We start from the raw sequence: 24,201 nt of genomic DNA, 5'->3' as shown, positions 1-24,201 counted from the left end.
GTTTAGCCGATCGCCGTGATTTCGGGGCCGCGGCGGAACGGTTCCCCACCCTGGGCGGGTGCGGCGTGGTCGCCGGGGACCATGCCCTCGGGGCCGGCCACGGCGTCCTTGGGCAGGCGCAGCACCAGCAGGTCGCGCGGGGGCAGCGGGGTTTCCCCACGCACCACCACTACGCCGCGGAACAGGTTTTCCAGTTCCTCCGCGGCTTCACGGTTCACCGCGGCGTCCCCGCCCAGCACACCGCGCAGGAACCAGCGGGGGCCGTCGACGCCGATGAAGCGCGCCACGCGGAAGCCCTTGCTGCCGTCGGCGGCCTGTGCCGGAACCTTGGCCAGGACTTCCTTGCCGAAGGTGCCGTCGAGGATCTCGATCTCGCCGCCCTGCGAACCGACGGACAAGCCGATCTGTTCGCGGATGTCACGCCACAGCTTTTCCGACCGCGACGCCGCAAAGGCCTGCAACTGCAGGCTTGAACCGTTCAGGTCAAGGGTGACCGCGATGACGCGCTGGGTGCTTTCCTCAACCTCCAGGCGCAGGGCCAGGCCTTCGCGCGGGGTGATGAGCAGGGCGCCAAGGTCGACGTAGCCGTCGGTCGTCTCAATTTCGGCGGCGTCGAACGGGCCGTGCAGGGCTCGGTCGTACGCGGTGTCGGACGGATCCGGAGGCAGTGCCACCACACCGTCGGCGGGCTGTGCCGCGTCGGATGCAGTGTCCTGCGGGGCGTCCTGCCCGGCCGCGTCGTCAACGGTGCCGGTGTTCTTTTTCTTGCCGAACCCAAAAGCCATGGGATGAAAACTCCTTGTGAATGATGGAACGGTGGTTAGCCGACGCCGGGCACGGTTTGCGGGGCTGCGGAGCCAAATCCGCCGGTGGAGCCAAACCCGCCGGTGCCGCGCTGGGAATCGGGCAATTCGGCCACCAGTTCAAACGCTGCCTGCTCGACGCGTTGAATGACCAGTTGGGCAATTCTATCGCCCCGGGACAACGTGATGGGGTGGTGGGTGTCGGTGTTCAGGAGCGTGACGGAGATTTCGCCACGGTACCCGGCATCGACCGTGCCCGGGCTGTTGACAATGGTGAGCCCGTGCTTGGTGGCAAGCCCGGACCGCGGGTGGACGAGCGCCACATAGCCGAACGGGAGGGCGATCGCGACGCCCGTGGGCACCAGCACGCGCTGCCCGGGGGCCAGTACGACGTCGATCCTGGTGCGCAGGTCGGCGCCGGCATCACCGGGGTGGGCGTAGCTGGGGGCCTCGATGCCGTCGTCGAGCATGCGCAGCTGGACCGTCAGCACGTGCGCGGCGTCGGCAGCTTCGGGGGAAGGGGGGAAAGTCTGATTGGTCACAACAACTCACTCTATCGCGAACCAACGCCGGGGCGCCCACCGCCCGGCAGGCGGGCCCAAGATGAATTAAGGGCCAAAAGGTGAAAAGCTTGACCCATGTCTTCCGAGTCGGCGCTCAACGCCACCCCCCTGTCCACAGCGACGTACACCGAAAAACTGTGGCCCAATGTTTGGGCCTGGGTGATCGTGCTGGGGTTGTCGTCAGCGGGCATCCTGATCCTGATCCCCATCAGCCCGCTGGCCGGCTACTTGGCGTTCGCCGGCCTGCTGGTGCTCCAGACCGTGCTGCTGGTGCTGTCGACACCGAAGATCGAGGTCACCGCCACCACCTTGCAGGTGGGGCGGGCCGTGATCGAACGCCAGTACATCGGTGAGGTCACCGCCTACCGCGGCGAGGACGCCACGGCGCAGCGCGGAACCAAGCTCAACGGCCTGGCCTACCTGTGCATCCGCGGCTGGATCAACCCCGTGGTCAAGATCGAGATCACGGACCCCAACGACGCCACGCCGTACTGGCTTGCGTCCTCCCGCAATCCCGAGCACCTGGCCGCCGCCCTGGGCGCAAACCCGGACCGCGCCAACTAGCCTTCGCAGTCCCGGCAGTACATCAGCCCGTCCTTTTCGCGGGCCAGCTGGGAGCGGTGCCGCACCAGGAAGCACGACGAACACGTAAATTCGTCGGCCTGGGCCGGCATCACCTCAACGGCGAGCTCCTCCCCCGACAGGTCCGCACCGGGAAGCTCATAGCTGTCGGCAAGATCGGTCTCGTCAAAATCGACGACGGCCGAGGACTGTCCCGACGGGCGCACCGTCTGGAGTTGGAAGCTCTCGCGGGCCGTTTCCTCCTCGGTCTTGCGCGGTGCATCATAATCAGTTGCCATTTTTACTCCACTACCTTTTTCGTTGACTTCACCACCAGGGCAAATACAGCCATTACCCTAGAGACGTCAACGATTGGCACGGCCACAAATATGCCCGCGTTCGCGGCAGGCGTAGCGGCCGGTCGCTCTGGCGGCGAATAGGCGGGAATTTCAGACCCGTTCACGCCACGCCTGCGCCGGTCGTAGGATTTGCCGGCGTTCAGTGGCAAAGTTTTTCAGTGTAACTAGAGGACCTTTGGAGGGCAGCATGACGGATCTACGTTTGGTGGGTGTCCATGAAGATGGCGAACACCTGCTTCTCAGTGGAACCGGCGGAGAAATTTTCCTGCTGCCCATTGACGAAGCGTTGCGCATGGCAACCACCCGGTCCCCGCGCCGGCCCTCGCAGGGCGGCTCCTCCGGGACCCGTTTGTCCCCGCGGGAAATCCAGGCCCAGATCCGTGGCGGTGCCACGGCCGCCGACGTGGCCGAACATTCCGGGCTTTCCCTGGAGCAGGTGCGCCGTTACGAGGGCCCCGTGCTGGCCGAACGCGAGCACGTCGCCGCGCAGGCCCGCAAGGTGGAGGTGGCTGGCGCCACTCCCGGCAATGACGGCTACCGTTCCGCCTTTGGAGAGAACTCGGCGACGCTGGATGAAATGGTCGTGCACCGCTTGGGCGCCTTTGGCATTGACCCGCGCACGCTGCGCTGGGACGCCTGGCGCGTCCACGACGGTTCCTGGACCGTCACGGCGGACTTTGAACCCGGCACCGAATGGGCCTCCACGAGCATTGGCGAGCCGGCCCCGGCCCGCTGGACGTACCACACCGGCCGGAAATCGCTGTTCAACGCCAACCGTTGGGCGCAGCAGCTCAGCGAGCTGGAACCGGTGGACGGCCCCGTCCCCGAACGCCGCCTCGCCGCTGTCGCGGACCGCCCCTTTGATTTTGAAACCGACACCTCCGAGCTGGACGATCCGGAGGCCGACGGCGTCGACGCCGGGGCCGCCGAGGACCAGGCCGACGACGAGTACCCGGGGACGGGCCTGCTGGACATGCTGCGTTCGCGCCGCGGCCAGCGCTTGGGCATCGACGAGGACGGCGACGACGAACTTGCCGCCATGCTGGGCACGCACGTGCCGGCCGCGCACCCCCGCGATGAGCAGGATGCCCCCGAGGAGGCGGCGGAGGCCGCTGCCGACGACGCCGCACCGGCCGACGACGTCGATCACACCGAGGCCCGCGCCACCGAACACGCCGCGCACGGCAAGAAGCGGCTGCGGTCCATCCCGTTCCTGTCCCTGGCGCCGAACCTGCACGGCCACGACCACGACGACCACCACGCGGTGGGCGTGAGCGAGGTCAGCACGGACACCCGCGAAATCACGCTTTCGGGCGCACCGTCGCTGCGCAGCACGGCCGACGAGCACGGCGTCGACACCACCCCCGCCCCGGCACAGACCCCGGCTCCGGCCCCCGTGGAGGCCGACGGCCCCTCGGACAGCGAGGTCGCTGCCCGGCTGGAACGCAAGGCTGCCGCCAAGCCCAAGCGCTCCAGCGTCCCCAGCTGGGACGAGATCGTGTTTGGCACCAAGGGCGACTAAAGGCGTTTGTCAGGTGGCAAGGCTAGGCTTTTAGGAATGGCCTGTGAAAAAGTGAAATATCCGACGATTGGGGCCGGATATTTCACTTTTTCACAAATCACCCTCGAACTCGATAATCAAATTTCGATGGCCATCAACCGTCGGTAAATAGCACCTGCGATTGCGTCCTTGTTGGGCATCAATTTCCTCGGGCCTGGAGTATTTGATGGTGTTCGGGACATTGGCTGTAACGAGCCCAGTCTGGCGTTAGTTGCTGTAGGTGCGTTCTGTCTTGTAGCAATACGAGTACCAGGCTGCGAGTCCACCCGTCAGGCTGCCGGCAGGCTTGGCGCAAAATGCTGACGTCCGCTTGTAGGTTTTTGTATATGTGCAGGATTCGCCCCAGCTAGCGTGAAAGCAGCTTTTTGTGCTGCTCTGGAGTGCCCAGCCAGTAGCGGCCTGCGCAGGCGCTACAGCCACGGCTCCTGCACCGGTAAGCAATCCGACCGTGAGCGCGACGGCGGCGAGTTTACGTTTGATATTCATAATTACTCCTTGGAATAGTCAGCCATCAGGCGAACCGTTACGGATAGTGTATTCATCTTCGCTATCTACAAATTCCACCGGGGTGCGAGGTAATGATGGTTTTGTTGTTTGACGAGATGGTGTCGATCCTATTGCAAGCAGGATAACTTTCCTCGCGACAAGGATGGATCGGCGTGTTGGTGACGTAATGGAACACGCCATGCGTTTTATCGCGGTGAGGGTCGTCAGTGCGTCAAAATGTGTCCACCCAAATACAAACCGCTAAGACACTCGACAAATCCTATGCGTTGGATATTTCACTATTTCAAAGGCCACACTTATTACCTTGCTGCGGGACGGGATCCGGGAGGGGCCGGGATCACGAGTAATGCCTGCCGAGCCAGGATGGGCATCCGCGCAGGGAATGGCCAGCTCCAGATGTCACCCGTTTGGGGTCTGGCCCCGTCACCGCCGGCCTTTCTCAAGTAGAACATCGGCTACTAACCAGGGGGTTTGAGATGTTCAAGAACTGGAAGACAGCAGTTCTTGCAGGCATGGTGGCGGCGAGTTTTGGGGTGCTGAGCGCGGTGCCGGCTCAAGCGGCAAGTAGTACGAGCTTTGGGGGCAATGGAGACCCATCCGGGTACTCGAACGCGATGACCGTGGAGTCCGTGAAGTCCGTGGGGATTTACGGCCAGCGCGGGGTCACGATGGGTAAGGAGATTGGCAAACTGGAAATTCGCTGGTCGCTCGGTTGCTACGGAAACTGGGCCAGGGTGGTTCTGTACAGTCAGTCGTTTCCGAGCCCGGTGACGATCGAACAGACAATCGCGGCGGAGGGACGCCAGGCCGGCTCCACGGCATTTGGGGTGAGTATCCGCAACACAACTGCCTCAGCCTGGACCCCGTACCTGCGTCTCGCGAACTCACAGAGCACCGCTTGCGCAAATGCGTGGTTGTCATCCGATTTCGGAACCCCGAACATCCACACCGTTAGAGCTGGTCTCTGTGCGTAGTTAGCCACTGGATCGCCGGAATCTTGGTATTGGGCTGCCGCAGCGCAGTGTTTCGCCCGTCAGGCACTAGCCCGGCGAACGAGGCAGTCCCCTAGCGGCGGCGCGGCTTGCCGGTGGCCGGAATGCGCAGCAGCGGAACCTCGCGTTCGGCCTTCGTGATGGAGCCGTGCTGGCCCACCACCTCGATGGCCTGCGGGCGGACCCGGCGCATGTCGTAGAAGGCGATCGTTTCGCGCGCCACCACCAGGACGTCGCCGATCCGGCCGGCCGCCTCGGGACGGACCTCGCCGAAGTACCCGGCGGCCACTGCCTCGTCCCGGGTGAGCACCCAGGCCTTCTTGCCAAAACGTTCCAGCCAGGCCTCGACGAGGCGGTCGCGGGCCGCAGCTCCGGCGTCGGGCTCCAGGTACAGGTGCACCATGCGCGGCTCGCCGGCTGTGTGCCGCACGCCCACCACCAGATCGGGGAACTGCGAGAAGTCGATCCGCGCCGAACGGGGCACATCCACCATGCCGTGGTCGGCGGTCAACAGAATCAGGGTATCCGTCGGAGCCGTGGCGGCCAACCGCTTCATGCCGGCGTCGAGCTCCTCCAGCTGGTGTTCCCACTGGGGGGAATCGGTGCCGTGTGCGTGCCCGGCCTTGTCCAGTTCGCTCCAGTAGAGGTACATGAGCATGCGGGGATTTTCCGCCAGCGTCTGTGCGGCCAGTTCAACGCGGGCCTGCGGGGATGTGGCGCCCAGGAACGTGCTGCCGCGCAGGGCCGCCTTGGTCATGGGTGAGTGTTCGAACTTGGGCAGGCTGACGGTAGCGGTGGGGATGTGTCCGGCCAATTGCTCGAACACCGTGGGGTTGGGCTGCCAGCTGTGGGGGTCGACGCCGGCATCCCAGTTGCCCAGCAGGTTCACCACCTTGTCCTGGTCAGGGTCCAGGACGTCGTAGCCGAGCATGCCGTGGCTGCCGGGGACCGTGCCCGTGCCCAGGCTGGCCAGCGAGGTGGCCGTGGTGCTGGGGAACGCGGCCTGGAGGGTGCGCGGGTGCTCACCGCTGCCGTCGGCCGCCATGACCCCGCGCAGGAAAGGTGCGTGGCCGGCGCGCTGCTTCAACAGGGCCTTGCCGAGCCCGTCCACGAGCACCACGCAAATGCGCTTGCTTGTTGGCAGGCGCAGGGCGTTGCTGAAGCGTTCGTCGCCCAGGGCCGCCGCGGCGCTGGTGAACACCTCGGCGACGGTGCCGCTTCCATAGGCGGGTGCTGCGGGCAGTGCCGGTTGTCCCACGCCCGTCAGCGCCGGTAGTGGGATCGGCCCAGGCGCTGGCCCAGGACGGGGAACTTGGGCCCCGGCGCCGGCGTGCCGGCGTGGACGGGGGCGCCCGTGGCCGTGTTGACGGCCCGCAGTGCCCGGGCAAAGGCCTTGGCGTCAGCCACGGCCTGCAGGCCCTCGGCCTCGGCGCTGATCCGCAGGGCGAGGTCCTCCTGGACAATGGTGCCGGTGTAGCCGTGGTCGGCGTCGCAGTTGGGGTCCCCGCAGGCAGCCGGCCCCATGTCGACGCGCTGCCCGCCGGACCAGGCGATCGAGACAGTCAGTTCACGGGCCGGGTCGGAGGGCTTGTAGTCCTGCGGCTGGGCGTAGGTGTAACTGAGCACCACGGAGCGGATCTGGCTGACCGGCACCGACTCGGTGGAGACCTGGGCCACCACCTGCTCGCCGGCGTCGTCGAGCTGCTGGTCGTCCACGTGGGTGATGACCAGCATGTCCTCGGTCAGCACCAGGACGGTGATGTGGCGGTGCACCTCGGTCCTGTCGAAGTGGGTTTCCAGGTGCACCAGATGGGCCAGGCACTCCTGTCCGTCCAGGGCGTCATTGACCACGTCCGCCACGAGCCGCGGGTAGAAGCCGGCGCGTTGAAGTGCAGATTCCAGGTCGCGGCCCTTGGTGTTGGCCGGGGCGCCGGCTCCGAAGCTGTTCATTCAACCATTTTGGCACTTTGCCACGACCGTTGCGAACCGGGCCGTGCCGTCCGGGCACCCCGGCGGCGGGCCCGGGCTAGGAAACCAGGGCCCGGCGGGCGCTGTCGGTGCGTCGTGCCGGGTTGCCGATGCGAAGTTCGACGGCGAGCACCGTCACCCGGCTGGGTCCCACCAGGATCGGGTTGAACTCCACCCACGCAATTTCCGGGTGTTCGTCCTTCATGAGCCCCACCCGGGCAACCAGGTCCTCGAGCGCCGCAACGTTTCCGGCCGGCAGCCCCCCGTAGCCAAACAGCTTCACGGCGGCCCGGGGTGAGCGGACCAGTTCGGCCGTGTCGCCCACGGACAGCGGCGGCACCCGGTGCGCCCAATCGTCGAGGAGGTTCACCGCATCCCCGGACAGCCCGAACGACACCACGGGACCCAGCAGCGGGTCCTCGATGGCGCGCAGGGTGCACGACTGGCCCACCTCGGCCATGGACTGGACCTCCAGTTCGACGTGGCCGTACTGTTCGAGCAGTTTGCGCATCTGGCCGATGTTCCGGCGCAGCGACGGGGCGTTTTCAATGTTGATGCGCACCCCGCCCAGGTCCAGCCGGTGCCGCAACGCCGGGTCAAGGGTCTTGATGGCCACCGGCCAGCCGAGCCGTTCGGCGGCCGCCACGGCCTCGTCGTCGCTGTGGAACGGCACGGATTCGAGCACCTCGATCCCGTAGTGGCCCAACAGCTCCCGGGTGCGGCCCGCATCCAGGCTCAGCAGCCCATCCCCCTCGATGCCCTCCAGCCATTGCTCCAAGAGGGCTGTCACGGCGTCGGTGTCCACGCCGGCGGGGCGGTCGAAGCTTGGCTTTTCCAGCGTGAGCCAGTGGGCGTAGCGCGTCACGGCTGCGAGCGCCGCGATGGCGGTGCCGGGGCTCGAATAGGACGGCAGGCCGCCGTCGAGCTGGCGGTTGACCTGGATGCCGGCGTCCACGATGCCGGTGAAGACGGCGATGACGGGTTTGCCCGCCGTCTCCGAGCAGGCCCTGAGCGTACCGGCGATCGCGTCGATGGTGAGCCCGGTGACGGGCAGCAGGGTCACGATGGCGGAATCGACGTCGTCGCGGGCCAGGGCCTCCCCCAGGGTGTGGGCCAACAACGGCAGGGCCCGTGACTGGCCGGTGTCCAGCGCCAGGGCGTTGTCCATGCTGGTGACCGTGAGGCCGAGTTGTTCGGCGGAGTCGGCGACCACGGTGCCAAGGGCCAGGGAGTTGCCCACGACGGCGAGCCTGGGCCCCCGTGGCAGCGGCTGGCCGACCACGATCTGTGCGACGTCGGCCAGCTCCTCGATCGTGTTGACGCGGATGACGCCGGATTGGCGCAGCATGGCGTCAAGCGCGCCGGCCGGTGCCTGGGTGGTGCGTACTGCGTGCCCCGGGGGCAGTCGCAGCCCCATGGTGTCGGACTTGGCGACGATGACGGGTTTGCTGCGGGCCAGCCGCCGGGAGATCCGGGAGAACTTGCGCGGGTTGCCGATGGATTCCAGGTACAGTCCGCATACGGTGGTGTGGGGGTCGTCCTCCCAGAACTGCATGAGGTCGTTGCCGGAAACGTCGGCTCGGTTCCCGGCGGACAGCACCGTGGACAGGCCGATCTCGCGCCGGCTCATGGACGCGTAGAGGGACACCCCCAGGGCGGCCGACTGGCTGAAGATGCCCAGCCCTCCCCGCAGGGGCAGGCCGGGCGCCATGGAGGCGTTCAGTGACACGGCGGGATCCGTGTTGGCCAGGCCCAGAGAGGCCGGTCCCACCAGGCGCATGCCGTTGGCCCGGGCCTGGCGCACCAGGGCGCGCTGGCGGGCCAGCCCGCGAGCGCCGTCGTCGGCGAATCCGGCGGTGACCACCACGATGCCCTTCACCCCTGCGGCCCCGCACTGGTCCACGACGGCGGGCACTTGGTCGTAGGGGACGGCGATCACGGCCAGGTCCACGGGTCCGGGGACCTCGGCGATCCTGGCGTGCGGCATCATGCCCGACACCTCCAGGGCGTCGTGGTTGACCGCGTGCACGGCGCCGGTGAACCGCCCCTCCACAATGTGCTCCAGGAGCTGCTGGCCCACGCTCCCCCAGGCCCGGCTGGCGCCGATGACGGCCACCGATGCCGGGGCCAGGAGACCGGCCACGCTGCGCGCCTCGGCGCGGTGTTCCCGGGATTCCATGACCGCCCGGGATTTTTCCGTCGGGTCGATCTGGAACTCCAGGGACACGACGCCGTCCTCGAAGTGCCGGTGCACCTCGTAGCCGGCGTCGGAGAAGACCTGGAGCATCTTGCGGTTTTCCGGCAGGACCTCGGCGGTGAACTTGTCGATGCCGTTCTCCCGGGCGGCCGCGGCCAGGTGCTCGAGCAGGATGGAGCCAAGCCCGCGGCCCTGGTTGGCGTCGGAGACGTTGAACGCCACCTCCGCCTCGGTGGGATCATCGAGGCGGTCGTAGCGGCCAATGCCGATGATCTCCGCACCACGGGTGATGACCAGCGCCACCCGGTCCCGATAGTCCAGTTCGGTGAAGCGGCGCAGCTCCTTGGCGGTCAGCTTGGACTTGTAGGTGAAGAAGCGCAGGTAGATGGAATTTTGCGACTGGGCCATGTGGAAGGCCTGCACGGCGTCGGCGTCCGCGGCCGTCATGGGCCGCAAATGGCCCGTTCCGCCGTCGCGCAGCACGACATCGGCCTCCCAATGCGCCGGATATTCGGGCACGTCCCCTGGCTTCACCATAGAATTACTGTACCGACATGATTGCCTTTAGCGCCCATGCCCGCCCGCAACACCCGCACCACACAAGGTAAGGAACCAACACCACCATGGCCAAGCGCCAACAACCCGCCAATGAAACGATGGGCGAAGACTTCACCGAGAACATCGTTGACATTGACGTCTCCAGTGAAATGGAAGGTTCCTTCCTTGAGTACGCCTATTCGGTGATCTACTCCCGGGCGCTCCCCGATGCCCGGGACGGCCTGAAGCCGGTGCAGCGGCGCATCCTTTACATGATGAGCGAGATGGGCCTGCGCCCCGACAAGGGACACGTCAAGAGCGCCCGCGTGGTGGGCGAGGTCATGGGCAAGCTGCACCCGCACGGCGACACCGCCATCTACGACACCATGGTGCGCATGGCCCAGGACTTCTCCCTGCGCCTGCCCCTGATCGACGGGCACGGCAACTTTGGCTCGCTCGACGACGGCCCCGCCGCCCCCCGGTACACGGAGGCCCGCATGGCCGCCCCAGCCCTGGAGCTGACGGGCAACCTGGGCGAAGACGTGGTGGACTTCGTGCCCAGCTACGACAACGAGATGATGCAGCCCTCGGTGCTGCCGGCCGCGTACCCTAACCTTTTGGTCAACGGCGCCAGCGGCATTGCCGTGGGCATGGCCACCAACATGGCCCCGCACAACCTGGGCGAGGTCATTGCCGCCGCCCAGCACCTGATCGCCAACCCCGAGGCAACCCTTGAGGACGTCATGGCGTACGTCCCCGGGCCGGACCTGCCCTCGGGCGGGCGCATCGTGGGCCTGCAGGGCATCCGCGACGCCTACGCCACGGGCCGCGGCTCCTTCAAGACCCGGGCCACGATGGCCGTCGAACAGCTCTCCCCCCGCCGGGTGGGCCTGGTCGTCACCGAACTGCCGTACCTGGTGGGCCCGGAAAAGGTCATCGAGAAGATCAAGGACGCCATCAACACCAAGAAACTGGTGGGCATTGCGGACCTCGTGGACCTGACCGACCGCAAGCACGGGCTGCGCCTGGTCATCGAGATCAAGAACGGCTTCAACCCGGCCGCCGTCATGGCCCAGCTGTACCGCTACACCCCCATGGAAGACTCCTTCGGCATCAACAACGTCTGCCTCGTGGACGGGCAGCCGCAAACCCTGGGCCTGCTGCCGCTGCTGCAGGTCTTCGTGGCCCACCGCATCGACGTGGTCCGCCGCCGCACCGCGTTCCGGCTGGGCAAGAAGCAGGACCGCCTGCACCTGGTGGAGGGCATGCTGCTGGCCATCGTCGACATCGACGAGGTCATCCAGATCATCCGCAGCTCCGACGAGGTCGCGGCCGCCCGCGAACGCCTCATGGCCATCTACGACCTCTCCGAAATCCAGACCAACTACATCCTGGACCTGCAGCTGCGCCGGCTCACCCGCTTCTCCATGGTGGAGCTGGAGGCCGAACGCGACGAACTCCGCCGCGAAATCGCCGCCCTCGAAGCCATCCTCGGGTCGAAGGAACTGCTCCACCAGCTGGTCTCCGACGAACTCGGCGAGGTCGCGGCCAAGTACTCCACCCCGCGCCGCACCGTGCTGCTGGAATCCGAGGCCATGGCCCCGTCCGTCGCCAAGGCGCTGGCGGCCGCCGGCCCCGCGGGCAAGGGCAAGGTGGCCCCGCTGGCCCTGGAGATCGCCGACGACCCCTGCTGGGTGCTGCTGAGCGCCTCGGGGCAGATCGCGCGCACCTCCACGGCGGAGACGCTGGTCGAGGCCGGCGGGCGCACCAAGCACGACGTGTTCACCTCCATCATCAAAACCAGTGCCCGGGCCGAGATCGGCGCCCTGACCTCACTGGGCCGGATGCTGCGCCTGCAGGTCGTGGACATGCCCGTGCTGCCGCCCACCAACTCGCTGCCCAATCTGGCCGGCGGCGTGGCGGCCAAGGAATTCATCACGCTCACCAAGGGCGAAACCCTCATCGGCTTCGTGCCGCTCAACACGGTCTTCGCCGTGGGCACGGCCGCCGGCGTCGTCAAGCGGGTCACCCCCGAGTACCCGCTGAACCGGGACGAGTGGGAGTACATCATGCTCAAGCCCAGGGACGTCGTGGTGGGTGCCGCCGTGGCCGTGAACGACGACGACGAACTCGTCTTCATCACCGAACGCGCCCAACTGCTGCGCTACAGTGCCGCCAACGTGCGCCCGCAGGGCCGCACGGCCGGCGGCATGGCCGGAATCAAGCTTGCCGCGGACGATTCCGTGCTCAGCTTCGGCGTAGTGTCCGTTGCGGACCCCGACGCCGTGGTGGTCACGGTGGCCGGCGGGCAGGACGCCCTGCCCGGCACGCCGTCGGGCAGCGCGAAGGTCACCGCGTTCACCGAATACCCGGCCAAGGGGCGGGCCACCGGCGGCGTGCGCGCACACCGCTTCCTGAAGGGCGAGGACCGGCTAATGGTGTCCTGGGCGGGGCACGGCCCGGCCAAGGCGTCCACTGCCACCGGCGTGGCCCGGGCATTGCCCGTGGAGCACGGGCACCGGGACGGTTCCGGCGTGGCCCTGTCCGCGGCCATCGAACTGGTGGGACCCAGCGTGGGCGGAGAAGGCTCGCACGCAGCCGAGCCGACACCCAAGGCTCCCCCGGCTGCCGTCTCGGCGCCGGCGTCGGATCCGGCGCCAATTCCGGAGGCAACCCAGGAAGCATTTGAGCTGCCCCTCCAGTAACCGCATACACTGGGCGCATGCCTATCATTCCGGATGACAAAGACTGGACCTGGGTGCTGTCCGCACCGTGCCCGGAGTGCGGTTTCGAGGCGGCCAAAACCACCCCGGCCGCCGTCGCCACCGCCATCCCGGCCCTGCTGCCGCGCTGGCAGGCGGCCCTGAACCGGGCGACGGCGGACCAGCGCCCCGACGACTCAACGTGGTCGGTGCTTGAGTATGCCGCCCACGTCCGCGACGTCTTCGACGTGTTCGAGGCCCGTCTGCAACTCATGCTCACGCAGGAGAACCCGGTGTTTGCCAACTGGGACCAGGACCAGGCGGCCCTCGATGGGAACTATGCGGGGCTTGACGCCCGGGAGGTCTACCACCAACTGGTGCAGGCCGGCAGCGACGTGGCGGACGCCTTTGGCTCCGTCACACAGGAGCAGTGGGAGCGGCGCGGGCTGCGCAGCAACGGCTCGGAATTCACGGTGCTGACCCTGGCCGGCTACTTCCTGCACGACGTCATCCACCACCTGCACGACATCGACGCGTAGGCGGCTACAGCACCTTGTCCCAGGCCATGCTGCGGCGCAGCGGCCGGTAGCCCAGGAACTCGTAGAGGCCCAGGGCACCCGAGGGATTTTCGGTGTCCACGTCCAGGCTGGCGTGGTCCATGCCGGCCGCCTTGTACCGGGCCATGGCGTCGGCCAGCAGGGCCTGGGCGATGCCGCGGCCCCGCCACGCGCGCCGGACGCCGAGGATCTCCGTGTAGCCCTCCCGGCGGCCCTCCCTGGCAAACCGTTCGGGGTCGTACATGGAGAGCTGGTAGCCGGCAACCTCGCCCGTGGCGGCGTCGAGCGCCACGGCCGACCAGTCGGGGCGCAGGTCCTCGTGTTTGAGCAGGAAAGCCCATTTTTGTTCGCTGCGCGGCGCCGAGCCCCAGTGGTCGGTGAACGCCTCGTTGTGGGCGAGCCTGACGGGTTCGGCCAGCTCGGGGGTGAACGGCACGAGCCGGATGCCGTGCGCCTCCCGGACCTCGGGGGCGTCCGTCAGCGGGCGCAGCATCTCCGAAAAATACCGCACGATGCCGTAGTCGGCACTGGTCAGCAGGGCGTTGCGGGCGGGGTTGCCCTCCTCGGTGTACGTGCGCACCATGGGGGTTTCGCTGCCGTCGGCCGCACAGCGCCGGCGCACGTGCGCCTCCTGCCAGGCCAGCACCGCCCTGCCGATCCCCCGCCGCTGCCAGGTGGGGTCGACGCCGCCAAAGGCATAGCCGTAGGCGGAGGCGGGGTTCTTGGCCACGAATCCATAGGCCCGGGGCGCGCCGTCGGTATCGACGCCAATCAGGGTGTTCTCGGCCACCGGGTCCTGCTCCGATTCCAGCACCTCCACCAGGTCCGAGCGCTGGTCGTGCCAGGGCGCCTTCTCGGCCTCGGCGATGCGCACCACGAGCTCCAGCCACCCTTGGAGATCGGCTTCCGAAAGCGGCCGGAAGTACAGTCCGTCGGCGGCGGGCAGGGCGATGGGGGCCTGGTTCGTCATTCCCCCAGCCTAAACGCCGGCCCCTGCCCGCACCACGGAATCGGCGGTGACGGCCTGTCGAGATTCAAGCACCAGGCGGGTGTCACCCTCCGCAGCCAGGGCGGAATCGTGCGTCACGAGCACCACGGCGGCGTCCTTGAGGGCACCGCGCAGCTCCACGACCAGCTCCACGGCCTCGTCGGCGCCCAAGTGTGCCGTGGGTTCATCGAGCAGCACGACGCCGGCGCCGGCCACGAGCGTGCGGGCCACGGCCACCCGGGTGCGCTGCCCGCCGGAGAGCGAGTGCCCGCCGGGGCCCACACGGGTTTCCAAGCCGTCCGGCAGGCCGGCCAACCAAGGGCCCAGGCCCACGGTTTCCAGGACTGACTCAAGTTCGGCGTCGTCCGGCGGCGACGTGGCCGGACGGGCCAGCGCCAGGTTTCCGCGCAGGGTGGAGTTGAACAGGTAGGCCTCCTGCGGGCACCAGGCGATGTTCCGCAGCGTCTCCGCGTTCGCGGCTGTGTCATTGAGCGTGTACCGTCCCGCCTCCGGGGCGAGGAAGCCGAGCAATACGGCCAGGAGGGTGGATTTCCCGGAGCCCGACGGCCCGGTCACGGACCACCACTGCCCGCGGCTTGTGCCCCCGCTGATGCCCGTGAAGACGGGCTCAGCAGCGTCCGGGTAGCGGGCCGTGACGTTGTCCAGCCGCAGCGTTTCCACCTCGGTGGTGGCGTCTGCCCCTGCACCCTCAAGCACGGCTCCGTCCCGTGCAGCTCCGGCACCCACGGTGGGCGGGGCGTCCAGCAGCGGCATGGTGCGGGCCAGCATGGCGCCCAGCACGGGAAGCTCGGCCACGGCGTCAACGTACTGGCCCAGGGGTTCGGCGAGGGCCAGCATGAGCAGGGCCGCCACGGCCGCGGCGCGCGGGTCGATCCCGGCGGCGATCGCGGCCGCCGTGACGGCAACGGCCGCCAATGAGGTCAGCACGGACACGGCCGACTGTCCCAGCCCGTTGGACCAGGCCAGCCGGCGCAGCGGGGCGGAGACGGCCAGGTCACGGCGGGCAAAGTCAGCCGCCTGCGCCTCCCCCACGCCGTTGGCGGACAGCTGCCCGGCCGCGGACAGCAAGGTGGTGGCCCGGCCGGCCAGCCAGGAGCGGTGCAGGGCGGCAGCGGCGGAGGCCCGGCGTTGTGAGCGGAAGACCACCACAGGCAGCACCAGCAGGGCCAGCACGCCCAGGACCACCACCACGCCGGTGGCCGGCGGAGCCAGCCAGAGAACGGCGGCCAGCACGGCCAGGAAGGAGATGGCGGCGGCCGGGATCGGCACCACGGCGCGCGGCAGGGCGTCGCGGAGTTCGTCGACGTCGGCCACGAGCGTGCCCAGCGAGCCGCCGGAGCGGGTCAGCCTGCCCCAGTGGCGGACGTTCGAGCCCAGCGCGTCCCACAGCTTCAGGCGCAGCCCGGCGGCCCAGCGGAACACGGCGTCGTGCGTGAGGAGCCGCTCGCAGTACCGCAGCACGGAGCGGCCCAAGCCAAAGGCTCGGACGCCAACAATGAGCGTCATGAGGTACAGCATGGGCGGGCGGTCGGCGGCCCACACGATCAGCCAGCCGGAGACCCCGGACAAGGCGGCGGCGCTTAGGGTCGCCAAGGCGGAAACGATGACGCCGGCCGCAAACCGCGGCGAGCGCCACGGCAACTGCCGCAGCCAGGACCATTTGAACCGTGCGGGCCCGGTCTCGGTGCCGTTCTGGTCGGCTGAGGACGGGGCTGCGGACTCTTGCGCGGACCCCTGTGAGTCCGGTAGGGGCTCCACGGTGGCGGGGTGGGACTGCGCGCCGTGGGACTGCGCGGGCGCCGTTTCGCCGCGAAGAAGGGCGGCCAGCACGGTGTCGTGGGTGGCCACCACCAGGGCCACGGTGCCGCGGAGTGCGGCCAGGGCCCGGCGGACGGCGTCGGCGGATTCCGGGTCAAGGTGGGCGGTGGGCTCGTCCAGGAGGGCCACGTCGAAGGCGGGATCGGCCGCTATGCGGGCCAGCGCCCGGGCCACGGCCACGCGGCGCAGTTCCCCCGGGCTGCAATCCCACGGTGACCGGCCCGCCAGGTGTGCGGCGTTGACGCGGACCAGCGCGTCCGCGACAACGGTCTCGGGGACGGGAATTCCGGCGGGGCCGGCCGCGTAGAGCGCAACATCGGCTGCGACGGTGTCCTCGGTGAAGGCCGGATGCTGGGCCACCCACACGGCGGTGCCCGGGCGGGCCGGCCGCAGTTCGCCGGACAGACCGGCGCCGCTGCCTGACAGGACTCCGGCGAAGGCTGCAAGGGCCGTTGACTTTCCCGTGCCGCTGGCACCGTCCAGGACCAGCACGCCGCCGGGCTCGACGGAGGCAGAGAAGTCGGCGAGCGCCGGTTCGGTCCGGTCCGGGTAGCTCACGGCCAGGTGAGCGGCCGCGACAACCGGATTGCCAGCGTCGAACGTGGCGGGCACGTCGGTAGCCGCCCCGTCGGCAAGGATTTCATTGACCCGGCGCAGCGCCTCGACGCCGTCCTCGCTGCCATGGTGGGCGGCGCCCACCTCGCGCAGCGGCCGGAAGCATTCGGGGGCCAGCATGAGGGCCAGCAGCCCGGCTTCCAGCGGCATGTCCCCGTAGACCAGCCGCACGCCGATGAACACGGCCACCACGGCCACGGAGATGGTGCTGATCAATTCCAGCGCCATGGAGGACAGGAATGCCGTGCGCAGTGTGGCCATGGTGGAGCTGCGGTAGCGTTCGGACACGTCGGCGAGCGCCTTGCGCTGGGCGCCGGCGCGGCGCAGGCCCACCAATACGGGCAGCCCGCGGGCCAGTTCCAGCAGGTGGTTGGAGAGCCGGTCGAGCCCCTTGGCGGCCAGTTCCACCCGTTCCTGGGTGTGGAAGCCGATCAGGATCATGAACACCGGCACCAGGGGGACGGTGAGGACCACGATGAGTGCGCTGACCCAGTCGGAGATGAGGATTTGCACGCCCAGCATGAGCGGCAGCACGGCGCAGCTGACGAGCGCCGGCAGGTAGGCGGTGAAGTAGTCGTCCAGGCCGTCCAGGCCGCGGCTGGCCAGCATGCCCTCGGCGCCGACGTCGCCCCGGCTCCCGGCCAGTCCGCGCGGGCTCAGCCGGTGGGCGATGAGTTTAGCGCGCAATTCCTCCTTGGTGCCGAGGGCGGCGCGGCGGGCCAGGATTTGCTGGCCCCACACGGCACCGCCCAACAACAGCGCGCCCACTCCGCCTTGCACGGCGAGCCTGACGGCGTCCGGGTTGGCGCCGCCGGCCCAACGGGCCAGGGCGTGGGCCAGGGCTGCCATGATCAGCACCAGGGCCACGGCCTTCAGGGCCGCGAGTGCCGCCAGGCCGGCCAGGGCCCGGCGGGTGCGTTTGCCGGCGGGGATGGCGGGGCGCGGGCTCATGCTAGGCGTTCCCTCCGGGGGCGACGGCGGCGGCAAAGTCGTGCGGTTCGGGCAGGTTCGCCACGGAGATGCGCTTGCGGAAGATCCAGTACGTCCATGCCTGGTAGGCCAGCACGAGCGGCACGCCGACGGCCGCCACGATGGACATGAGGCGCAGCGTATATGGGGAGGACGAGGCGTTGGACACCGTCAGGTTCCAGGCGTCGTTGAGCGTTGAGGGCAGCACCACGGGGAACACGGCGCTGAAGATGGCGGCACTGCCCACCACCAGGAACACGCCCATGGCCAGGAAGCTGAAGCCCTCCCGGTCCCGCCGGTTGGCCAGCCAGGATGCCGCGGCGGCTACGACGGCGACACCGATCAACAGCCAGCTGAACCATTTGCCGTTCATCACGGCCACGGACACGGCCCAAGCGGCCAGCGGCAGCAGTCCCAGCGGGAGCCACCGCCCCACGAGGCGGCGGGCACGGAGGCGCACGGCGCCGTCGGTCTTCAGGGCCAGGAACGCTGCGGCGTGGACCAGGGCAAAGCACACCACGGCGAGCCCGCCCAGCACGGCGTACCAGGTGAACCAGGCGAACGGCCCGCCCACGCGGTCGCCGTTGGCGTTCAGCGGCAGGCCCGTGGTGGTCAGGCCCAGCATGGCGCCGATGCCGAATGCGGCTACGAAGGAGCCCAGCGCGATGGCCCAGTCCCAGGCGGTCCGCCACCTGTCTGCGTGCACCTTGCCGCGGTATTCGAAGGCCACGGCCCGGAAGATCAGGGCCAGGAGTACGAACACGAGCGGAATGTACAGGGAGGAGAACAAGGATGCGTACCAGAACGGGAACGCTGCGAAGGTGGCTCCGGCGGCCGTCAGCAGCCACACCTCGTTGCCGTCCCACACCGGTCCAACCGTGTTCAGCAGGAGCCGGCGCTCCTTTTCATCCCGGGCGAAGGTCTTCATGAGCATGCCGACGCCGAGGTCGAAGCCCTCAAGGAACAGGTAGCCGGTCCACAGCACGGCGATGAGAATGAACCACAGGGTGGGGAGGAAGTCCATGGGTAGTCCTTAAATCCAGCGGGTCGGCGCGGGGTTGGCGGTGGGCTCAGTAGGCAAAGGCAAGGACATCGTCGCCGGCCTTCCCGTCATCGCCGGTGGCGTCGTCGTCGGCCCCGTCAGCGGGACCCTTGGGCGGATGGGCCAGCTCCGGCATGGCGGAAACGGCGCCGCCGCGGATGTACTTGGTCAGCAATACCACCTCCACCACCAGCAGCACGGCGTACACGGTGCCCAGGGCCGCGACGGAGAAGATCAGCTCCCCTGCCGAAACGCCGGGCGAGACGGCGGCCGCGGTGAACATGAACACCTGGTCGATGCCGCTCATCGACGGGTTGGGCGCCACCACGAATGGCTGCCTGCCCATTTCGGTAAAGATCCAGCCGGCCGCGTTGGCGCCGAACGGGGCCAGGATGCCCACCAGGGCCAGTCGCATGAGCCATTTGGGGCGCGGCACGGTCCCCTTGCGGGTGGCGTAGAGCGCCACGGCCGCGGCCAGGGCGGCAAGCCCGCCAAAGCCGATCATCATGCGGAAGCCCCAGTAGGTCACGGGCATGACGGGCACGTAGTTGATGGCCTGGCCGGCGCGGCTGCCGTAGATGGGGTTGTCGGGCAGGTTGGTGCCGTATTTGGCCTGGTATTCGGGCACCAGCGTGTTGACGCCCTTGACGTCGGTCGTGAAGTCGCTGTGGGCCAGGAAGGAGAGCAGGCCGGGGATCTCGATGACGGCCTTGACGTCGTCGCAGTTGCGGCTGCTGAGGTTGCCGATCGACAGCACCGAGAAGCTGGTGCCGTCGTGGCAGGCGGCCTCGGCGGCGGCCATCTTCATGGGCTGCTGTTCAAACATGAGCTTGCCGGAGAGGTCCCCGGAGATCGCGGAGCCGCCAAAGCCGATGATCGCCACCACGGCGCCGATCCGTAGGGACTTGATCCACAGGGAGTGGTCCTTCTTGTCCCTGCCCGGGATGGTGGCCGACTCCCCCACCACCACGCGTCCGTTCGCGTCTACGGTGTCGATGCCGTCGTGGCGGCGGCGCCACAGGTGGTACCAGGCGATGCCGAGCAGGAAGGCGCCGGCAACGGCCAGGGCGCCGGTGATGGTGTGGAAGAAGGCCACGAGGGCGGTGTTGTTCGTGAAGACGGCCCAGGCGTCCACCATCTGGGGGTGGCCGTTGTGCATTTCAACGCCCACGGGGTGCTGCATCCAGGAGTTGGCGACAAGGATGAAGTAGGCGGAGACGATGGAGCCACAGACGGCGATCCACAGGCAGGCCAGGTGGATTTTGGCGGGCAGTTTCTTCCAGCCGAAGATCCACAGGCCCAGGAAGGTTGATTCGACGAAGAACGCGAGCAGCGCCTCCATGGCCAGCGGGGCGCCGAAGACGTCGCCCACGAAGCGGCTGTATTCGCTCCATGCCATGCCGAACTGGAATTCCTGCACGATGCCCGTGGCGACACCCATGATGAAGTTGATGAGGAAGAGTTTCCCCCAGAACTTCGTCATGCGCAGGTATTCCTCCTTGCCCGTGCGCAGCCAGGTGGTTTGCATGATGGCCACCAGCGTGCCGAGCCCGATCGTCAGCGGAACCATCAAAAAGTGGTACACCGTGACGATTCCGAACTGCCACCGGGCAATGTCCAGAGCTTCCATCAACTTCCCTCAATCCGCGTATAGGCGCCGAGCCCCAAGAAACTTTCTACAACATGTAGAAGTTCAAGTTCTACCCCGTGTAGAACATTGCTGTCAAAACCTGTACATTTGTCGTAACGGCAAAACGTCGCCTGACCCACAGTTTAGGGTCGGGCCGTTCGTGCCGGACAGACTTTTGATGAAGTACGGCAACAAGAAAGACAGTGGGGAAGGATCTGACATGGCGACTCTTGGGGACCTTGAACGGGCCGTGATGGATCTCTTGTGGGAGCACCAGGAGGCCATTACGGCCAACATCCTGCGTGACCTGCTCTCGCAGCGGCCGTCCTCAACCGAGGCCGATTCCCGGCCGCTGGCCGTCACCACCGTCCTGACGGTGCTCTCGCGGCTGGAGAAGAAGGGGCTGGTGGAACGTGAGCGTTCCTCCCGCCCGCACCGCTACCGCGCCGTCACGAGCCGCGCCGACCACACGGCCGAGCTCATGCTCGAGGTGCTGGGCTCGGCGCCGGACCGGGAGGCGGTCCTGGCACGCTTCATCGGCACCGTCAGCGAGGGCGAGGCCGAGACCCTGCGCAAGCTGCTCGGGCACTAGCCGGGCCGCAGTACCGGCCGTCCCGACACGGTAGATTTGCTTATATGTTTTGGACCTCGTGGTTCCTTGCGGGCCTGGCCGTCGCCCTTGCGTGGCCGGTGCCCGTCTTCCTTTCGCGCGCGCACTGGCCGGCGCGCGCACCGTTCGCGGCGATGGTGCTGTGGCAGTCCATAGCCCTTGCCGGTGGGCTTTCCATGATCGGCGCCATGCTCTGCTACGGCCTGGTCCCGCTCGGGGCGAACCTTGTTGAGGGGCTGCACGGGCTCGTCGAGGTGGCTCTGGGCCAGGAGTCCCTGGACACTCTGGGCATCACCCACGCGTTTGCGCTCAGCGCCGCCGCCCTGCTCACGGCACACCTGTTGTTCACGCTGTGGCTGACCTACTTCCGCATCAACCGCCAGCGCCGCCGCCACCGCGAACTGCTGCACCTGCTCAGCTCCCCCTCCAGCGACCGGCCGGACACCCTGGTCATTAGCCACGAAGCGCCCGTCGCCTACTGCCTGCCGGGCGGTTCCCGCTCCGTCACGGTGCTCTCCGACGGGCTCATGACGCTCCTGTCCGAGGAGGAGCTGCGGGCCGTGCTGCTGCACGAGGAAACCCACCTGGCCCAACGCCATCACCTGTTGCTGTGGGCCTTCGCCGCCTGGCGGTCGGCCCTGCCGTGGCTGCCCACCTCCAAGCTGGCCCAGCGGGCCGTGTCCTCGCTGATCGAGATCATGGCCGACGACGTCGCCCTGCGTTCGGTGAGCAAGTCCACCCTGGTCACGGCGATCGCGCTGGTGGCCAGCGGTTCGGCCCAGCTGCCCGCCGCGGCGCTGGTGGGCGGGGATGCGGACAAGATTGACACTCCGGCGACGACGTCTGCCCGGCTGGGCCGGTTGCTTAACCCAACGCCCGCCCTGGGCACCGGACCCCAGGCCCTGATCGTGGCCGGCGCCGTGCTGGTGCTGGCTTTGCCGACGGCCCTGTTGATCGTGCCCGGCATCCTGCCCTAGCGGCGGGGATTACGCGTCAATGCGGTCGGCGTCGAGGTACTCGCTGCCGGCCACGATGAATTCCTTGCGCGGTGCCACGTCGGAGCCCATGAGCAGCTCGAAGGTGTGCTCGGCACGGTCGGCGTCGGCGCTGGTGACCCGGCGCAGCATGCGGTGGCGCGGGTCCATGGTGGTTTCGGCCAGCTGTTCGGCGTCCATCTCACCCAAGCCCTTGTAGCGCTGGATCGGCTTCTTGTACTGCTTGTTCGTTTTCTCCAGCTTGGCCAGGAGCGTGTGGAGCTCCTTCTCGGAGTAGGTGTAGACCATCTCGTTGGGTTTGGCTCCGGCGTTGACCACCTCCACCCGGTGCAGCGGCGGGACGGCCGCAAACACGCGCCCTTCATCGATCATGGGGCGCATGTAGCGGAAAAACAGCGTCAGCAGCAGGGTGCGGATGTGGGCGCCGTCGACGTCGGCGTCGGTCATCAGGATCACCTTGCCGTAACGGGCGGCCTCCAGGTCGAAGCTGCGGCCCGAACCGGCGCCGACCACCTGGATGAGCGCGGCGCATTCGGCGTTGGCCAGCATGTCCCCCACCGACGCTTTTTGGACGTTGAGGATCTTCCCGCGGATGGGCAGCAGCGCCTGGAAGTCGGAGGAGCGCGCCAGCTTGGCGGTGCCAAGCGCGCTGTCACCCTCGACGATGAACAGTTCGCTCTTCTTGACGTCGCTGCTGCGGCAGTCCGCCAGCTTGGTGGGCAGCGAGGAGGTCTCCAGGGCGTTCTTTCGGCGCTGGGTTTCCTTGTGGACGCGGGCGGAGATGCGCGATTTCATCTCGGACACCACTTTTTCCAGCAGCGTGGCGGCCTGCGCCTTGTCGGCGCGCTGGGTGGATTCGAGCTTCGCCTTCAGCTCCTTCTCCACCACCTTGGCCACGATGTTCTTCACGGCCGGGGTGCCCAGGATTTCCTTGGTCTGGCCCTCGAACTGGGGCTCGGCCAGGCGCACTGTCAGCACGGCCGTCAGGCCGGCCATGACGTCGTCCTTTTCGATCTTGTCGTTGCCGGCCTTGAGCTTGCGGGCGTTGGTCTCGATGACCTTGCGGAACGTCTTGAGCAGGGCCTGCTCGAAACCTTCCTGGTGCCGGCCGCCCTTGGGGGTGGCGATGATGTTCACGAAGCTGCGCATCGTGGTGTCGTAGCCGACGCCCCAGCGTAGCGCGATGTCCACCTCGCAGTCGCGGGCCACGGCGGTGCTTTCCATGTGGCCCTCGGCGTTGAGCACGGGCACGGTTTCGGTGAAGGAACCGTGGCCCTGGAGCCGCCAAATGTCCGTCACGGCCCCGCCCACGGCCAGGAAGTCCACGAACTCGGACAGGCCGCCGTCGTGGTGGAACACTTCCTCGTGTGCGGCGAACTCCCCCGGCGTGCCGGGGAGCCGGCGTTCGTCGCGGACGGTGATCTTCAGCCCCGGCACAAGGAACGAGGTCTGGCGGGCGCGGGCGGAGAGTTCGTCGTAGGAGAACTTGGCGTCGGCCGTGAAGATCTGCCGGTCGGCCCAGTACCGGATCCGGGTGCCGGTGACGCCGCGCTTGGTGGTGCCGACAATGTCAAGGCTTGAATTCTCGATGAACGGTTCAAAGTCCACGGTGGGGCTCAGGGTCCTGCCCGAGTCCTTGAAGTGGCCGGGCTCGCCGCGCCGGAAACTCATCTGGTAGGTCTTGCCGCCGCGGTCCACCTGGGCATCCATGCGGGCCGAGAGGGCGTTGACCACGCTGGCGCCCACACCGTGCAGGCCGCCCGAGGCGGCGTAGGAGGAGCCGCCGAACTTGCCGCCGGCGTGCAGCTTGGTCAGCACCACCTCCAGGCCGGTGAGGCCCGTCTTGGGTTCGACGTCGACGGGAATGCCGCGGCCGTCGTCGTGCACCTCGACGGAATTGTCCTTGTGCAGGATCACCAGGATGTTTTGGCCGTAGCCGGCAAGCGCCTCATCGACGGAGTTGTCGATGATCTCCCACAGGCAGTGCATGAGGCCGCGGGAGTCGGTGGAGCCGATGTACATGCCGGGGCGCTTCCGAACCGCTTCCAAACCCTCCAGGACGGAAAGGTGGCGGGCGTTGTAGTCGGAATTCATTCGTGCCACGGCTGGCGTGCTCCTTGTGACGGTGGGTCTGCGATGGGGACGGGCGGTCATTGGGCGCCCACTCAAGGTTAACGCGTCAACCATGCGGCCGCTGACAGGCGTG

At 67.9% G+C, this 24,201-nt stretch carries 19 protein-coding genes; 7 read left to right on the top strand and 12 right to left on the bottom strand.

The features are described from left to right. Nucleotides 1–2: 2 nt before the first annotated feature. Both AL755_RS08810 and dut read right to left on the bottom strand, forming a co-directional pair. Nucleotides 3–785, bottom strand: coding sequence for a DUF3710 domain-containing protein (locus tag AL755_RS08810; protein ID WP_082369031.1), 783 nt, complete (start codon nt 783–785; stop codon nt 3–5). A gap of 35 nt (nt 786–820) precedes the next feature. Next, nucleotides 821–1,345 carry a dUTP diphosphatase gene (gene dut, locus AL755_RS08805; protein WP_054010691.1) on the bottom strand — a complete coding sequence of 175 codons (525 nt, stop codon included), beginning with the start codon at nt 1,343–1,345 and terminating at the stop codon, nt 821–823. 96 nt (nt 1,346–1,441) lie between these two features. Between dut and AL755_RS08800 the strand changes: the two genes are divergently transcribed. Continuing rightward, entirely contained in the window at nt 1,442–1,930 is a 489-nt protein-coding gene (locus AL755_RS08800) for a DUF3093 domain-containing protein (RefSeq protein WP_054010690.1), read from the top strand. Here the strand turns inward: AL755_RS08800 and AL755_RS08795 are convergent. Next, nucleotides 1,927–2,226: a DUF4193 domain-containing protein gene (locus AL755_RS08795; RefSeq protein ID WP_054010689.1), complete on the bottom strand. Its 300-nt coding sequence runs from the start codon at nt 2,224–2,226 to the stop codon at nt 1,927–1,929. The two genes, AL755_RS08800 and AL755_RS08795, sit on opposite strands and share 4 nt — an antisense overlap. A gap of 247 nt (nt 2,227–2,473) precedes the next feature. Between AL755_RS08795 and sepH the strand changes: the two genes are divergently transcribed. After that, the gene (sepH, locus tag AL755_RS08790) at nt 2,474–3,808 is read left to right on the top strand and encodes a septation protein SepH (protein ID WP_054010688.1); all 1,335 of its coding nucleotides are present in this window, start codon (nt 2,474–2,476) and stop codon (nt 3,806–3,808) included. A 246-nt stretch (nt 3,809–4,054) separates the two neighbouring features. Here the strand turns inward: sepH and AL755_RS23215 are convergent, their stop codons facing one another. Further along, nucleotides 4,055–4,333: a hypothetical protein gene (locus AL755_RS23215; RefSeq protein WP_150117081.1), complete on the bottom strand. Its 279-nt coding sequence runs from the start codon at nt 4,331–4,333 to the stop codon at nt 4,055–4,057. A 497-nt stretch (nt 4,334–4,830) separates the two neighbouring features. Here AL755_RS23215 and AL755_RS08785 point away from each other — a divergent pair, with 497 nt between their 5' ends. Beyond that, nucleotides 4,831–5,328: a hypothetical protein gene (locus AL755_RS08785; protein WP_054010687.1), complete on the top strand. Its 498-nt coding sequence runs from the start codon at nt 4,831–4,833 to the stop codon at nt 5,326–5,328. A gap of 91 nt (nt 5,329–5,419) precedes the next feature. Here the strand turns inward: AL755_RS08785 and AL755_RS08780 are convergent, their stop codons facing one another. The 3 genes from AL755_RS08780 to AL755_RS08770 all read right to left on the bottom strand — a co-directional run bounded on the left by AL755_RS08780 (nt 5,420) and on the right by AL755_RS08770 (nt 10,048). Continuing rightward, nucleotides 5,420–6,604, bottom strand: coding sequence for an alkaline phosphatase family protein (locus AL755_RS08780; RefSeq protein ID WP_237762638.1), 1,185 nt, complete (start codon nt 6,602–6,604; stop codon nt 5,420–5,422). A gap of 5 nt (nt 6,605–6,609) precedes the next feature. After that, nucleotides 6,610–7,296 (bottom strand): DUF5998 family protein, encoded by a 687-nt coding sequence (locus tag AL755_RS08775; protein WP_054010685.1) that lies wholly within the window; start codon nt 7,294–7,296, stop codon nt 6,610–6,612. A 76-nt stretch (nt 7,297–7,372) separates the two neighbouring features. After that, a complete protein-coding gene (locus AL755_RS08770; protein WP_054010684.1) occupies nt 7,373–10,048 on the bottom strand; it encodes a bifunctional acetate--CoA ligase family protein/GNAT family N-acetyltransferase in 2,676 nt (891 codons plus the stop codon). An 86-nt stretch (nt 10,049–10,134) separates the two neighbouring features. Between AL755_RS08770 and AL755_RS08765 the strand changes: the two genes are divergently transcribed. Then, a complete protein-coding gene (locus tag AL755_RS08765) occupies nt 10,135–12,753 on the top strand; it encodes a DNA gyrase/topoisomerase IV subunit A (RefSeq protein WP_082369030.1) in 2,619 nt (872 codons plus the stop codon). Nucleotides 12,754–12,770: 17 nt separating this feature from the next. Continuing rightward, nucleotides 12,771–13,289, top strand: a complete 519-nt coding sequence (locus tag AL755_RS08760; protein ID WP_054010683.1) for a DinB family protein — start codon at nt 12,771–12,773, stop codon at nt 13,287–13,289. Nucleotides 13,290–13,293: 4 nt separating this feature from the next. On the opposite strand, the gene AL755_RS08755 is transcribed toward AL755_RS08760, so the two are convergent. From AL755_RS08755 to AL755_RS08740, 4 genes are read right to left on the bottom strand one after another with little or no spacing between them, the layout of a single operon-like run. Then, a complete protein-coding gene (locus AL755_RS08755; RefSeq protein ID WP_054010682.1) occupies nt 13,294–14,277 on the bottom strand; it encodes a GNAT family N-acetyltransferase in 984 nt (327 codons plus the stop codon). Between the two features lie 9 nt (nt 14,278–14,286). Further along, nucleotides 14,287–17,700, bottom strand: coding sequence for a thiol reductant ABC exporter subunit CydC (gene cydC / locus AL755_RS08750; protein ID WP_054010681.1), 3,414 nt, complete (start codon nt 17,698–17,700; stop codon nt 14,287–14,289). 1 nt (nt 17,701) lies between these two features. Further along, nucleotides 17,702–18,742 carry a cytochrome d ubiquinol oxidase subunit II gene (gene cydB / locus AL755_RS08745; RefSeq protein WP_054010680.1) on the bottom strand — a complete coding sequence of 347 codons (1,041 nt, stop codon included), beginning with the start codon at nt 18,740–18,742 and terminating at the stop codon, nt 17,702–17,704. 46 nt (nt 18,743–18,788) lie between these two features. Further along, nucleotides 18,789–20,390: a cytochrome ubiquinol oxidase subunit I gene (locus AL755_RS08740; RefSeq protein WP_054010679.1), complete on the bottom strand. Its 1,602-nt coding sequence runs from the start codon at nt 20,388–20,390 to the stop codon at nt 18,789–18,791. A 220-nt stretch (nt 20,391–20,610) separates the two neighbouring features. On the opposite strand from AL755_RS08740, the gene AL755_RS08735 reads away from it, so the two are divergent. Then, nucleotides 20,611–20,982 carry a BlaI/MecI/CopY family transcriptional regulator gene (locus tag AL755_RS08735; protein ID WP_054010678.1) on the top strand — a complete coding sequence of 124 codons (372 nt, stop codon included), beginning with the start codon at nt 20,611–20,613 and terminating at the stop codon, nt 20,980–20,982. 44 nt (nt 20,983–21,026) lie between these two features. Further along, complete coding sequence (locus AL755_RS08730) at nt 21,027–21,977, top strand: M56 family metallopeptidase (RefSeq protein WP_054010677.1); 951 nt, start codon at nt 21,027–21,029, stop codon at nt 21,975–21,977. A gap of 9 nt (nt 21,978–21,986) precedes the next feature. Here the strand turns inward: AL755_RS08730 and AL755_RS08725 are convergent, their stop codons facing one another. Further along, complete coding sequence (locus AL755_RS08725) at nt 21,987–24,089, bottom strand: DNA gyrase/topoisomerase IV subunit B (RefSeq protein ID WP_054010676.1); 2,103 nt, start codon at nt 24,087–24,089, stop codon at nt 21,987–21,989. Nucleotides 24,090–24,201: the final 112 nt, after the last annotated feature.

This window comes from Arthrobacter sp. ERGS1:01 (assembly GCF_001281315.1).
GTDB lineage: Bacteria > Actinomycetota > Actinomycetes > Actinomycetales > Micrococcaceae > Specibacter.
This window is presented reverse-complemented; position numbering and strand designations above follow the sequence as displayed.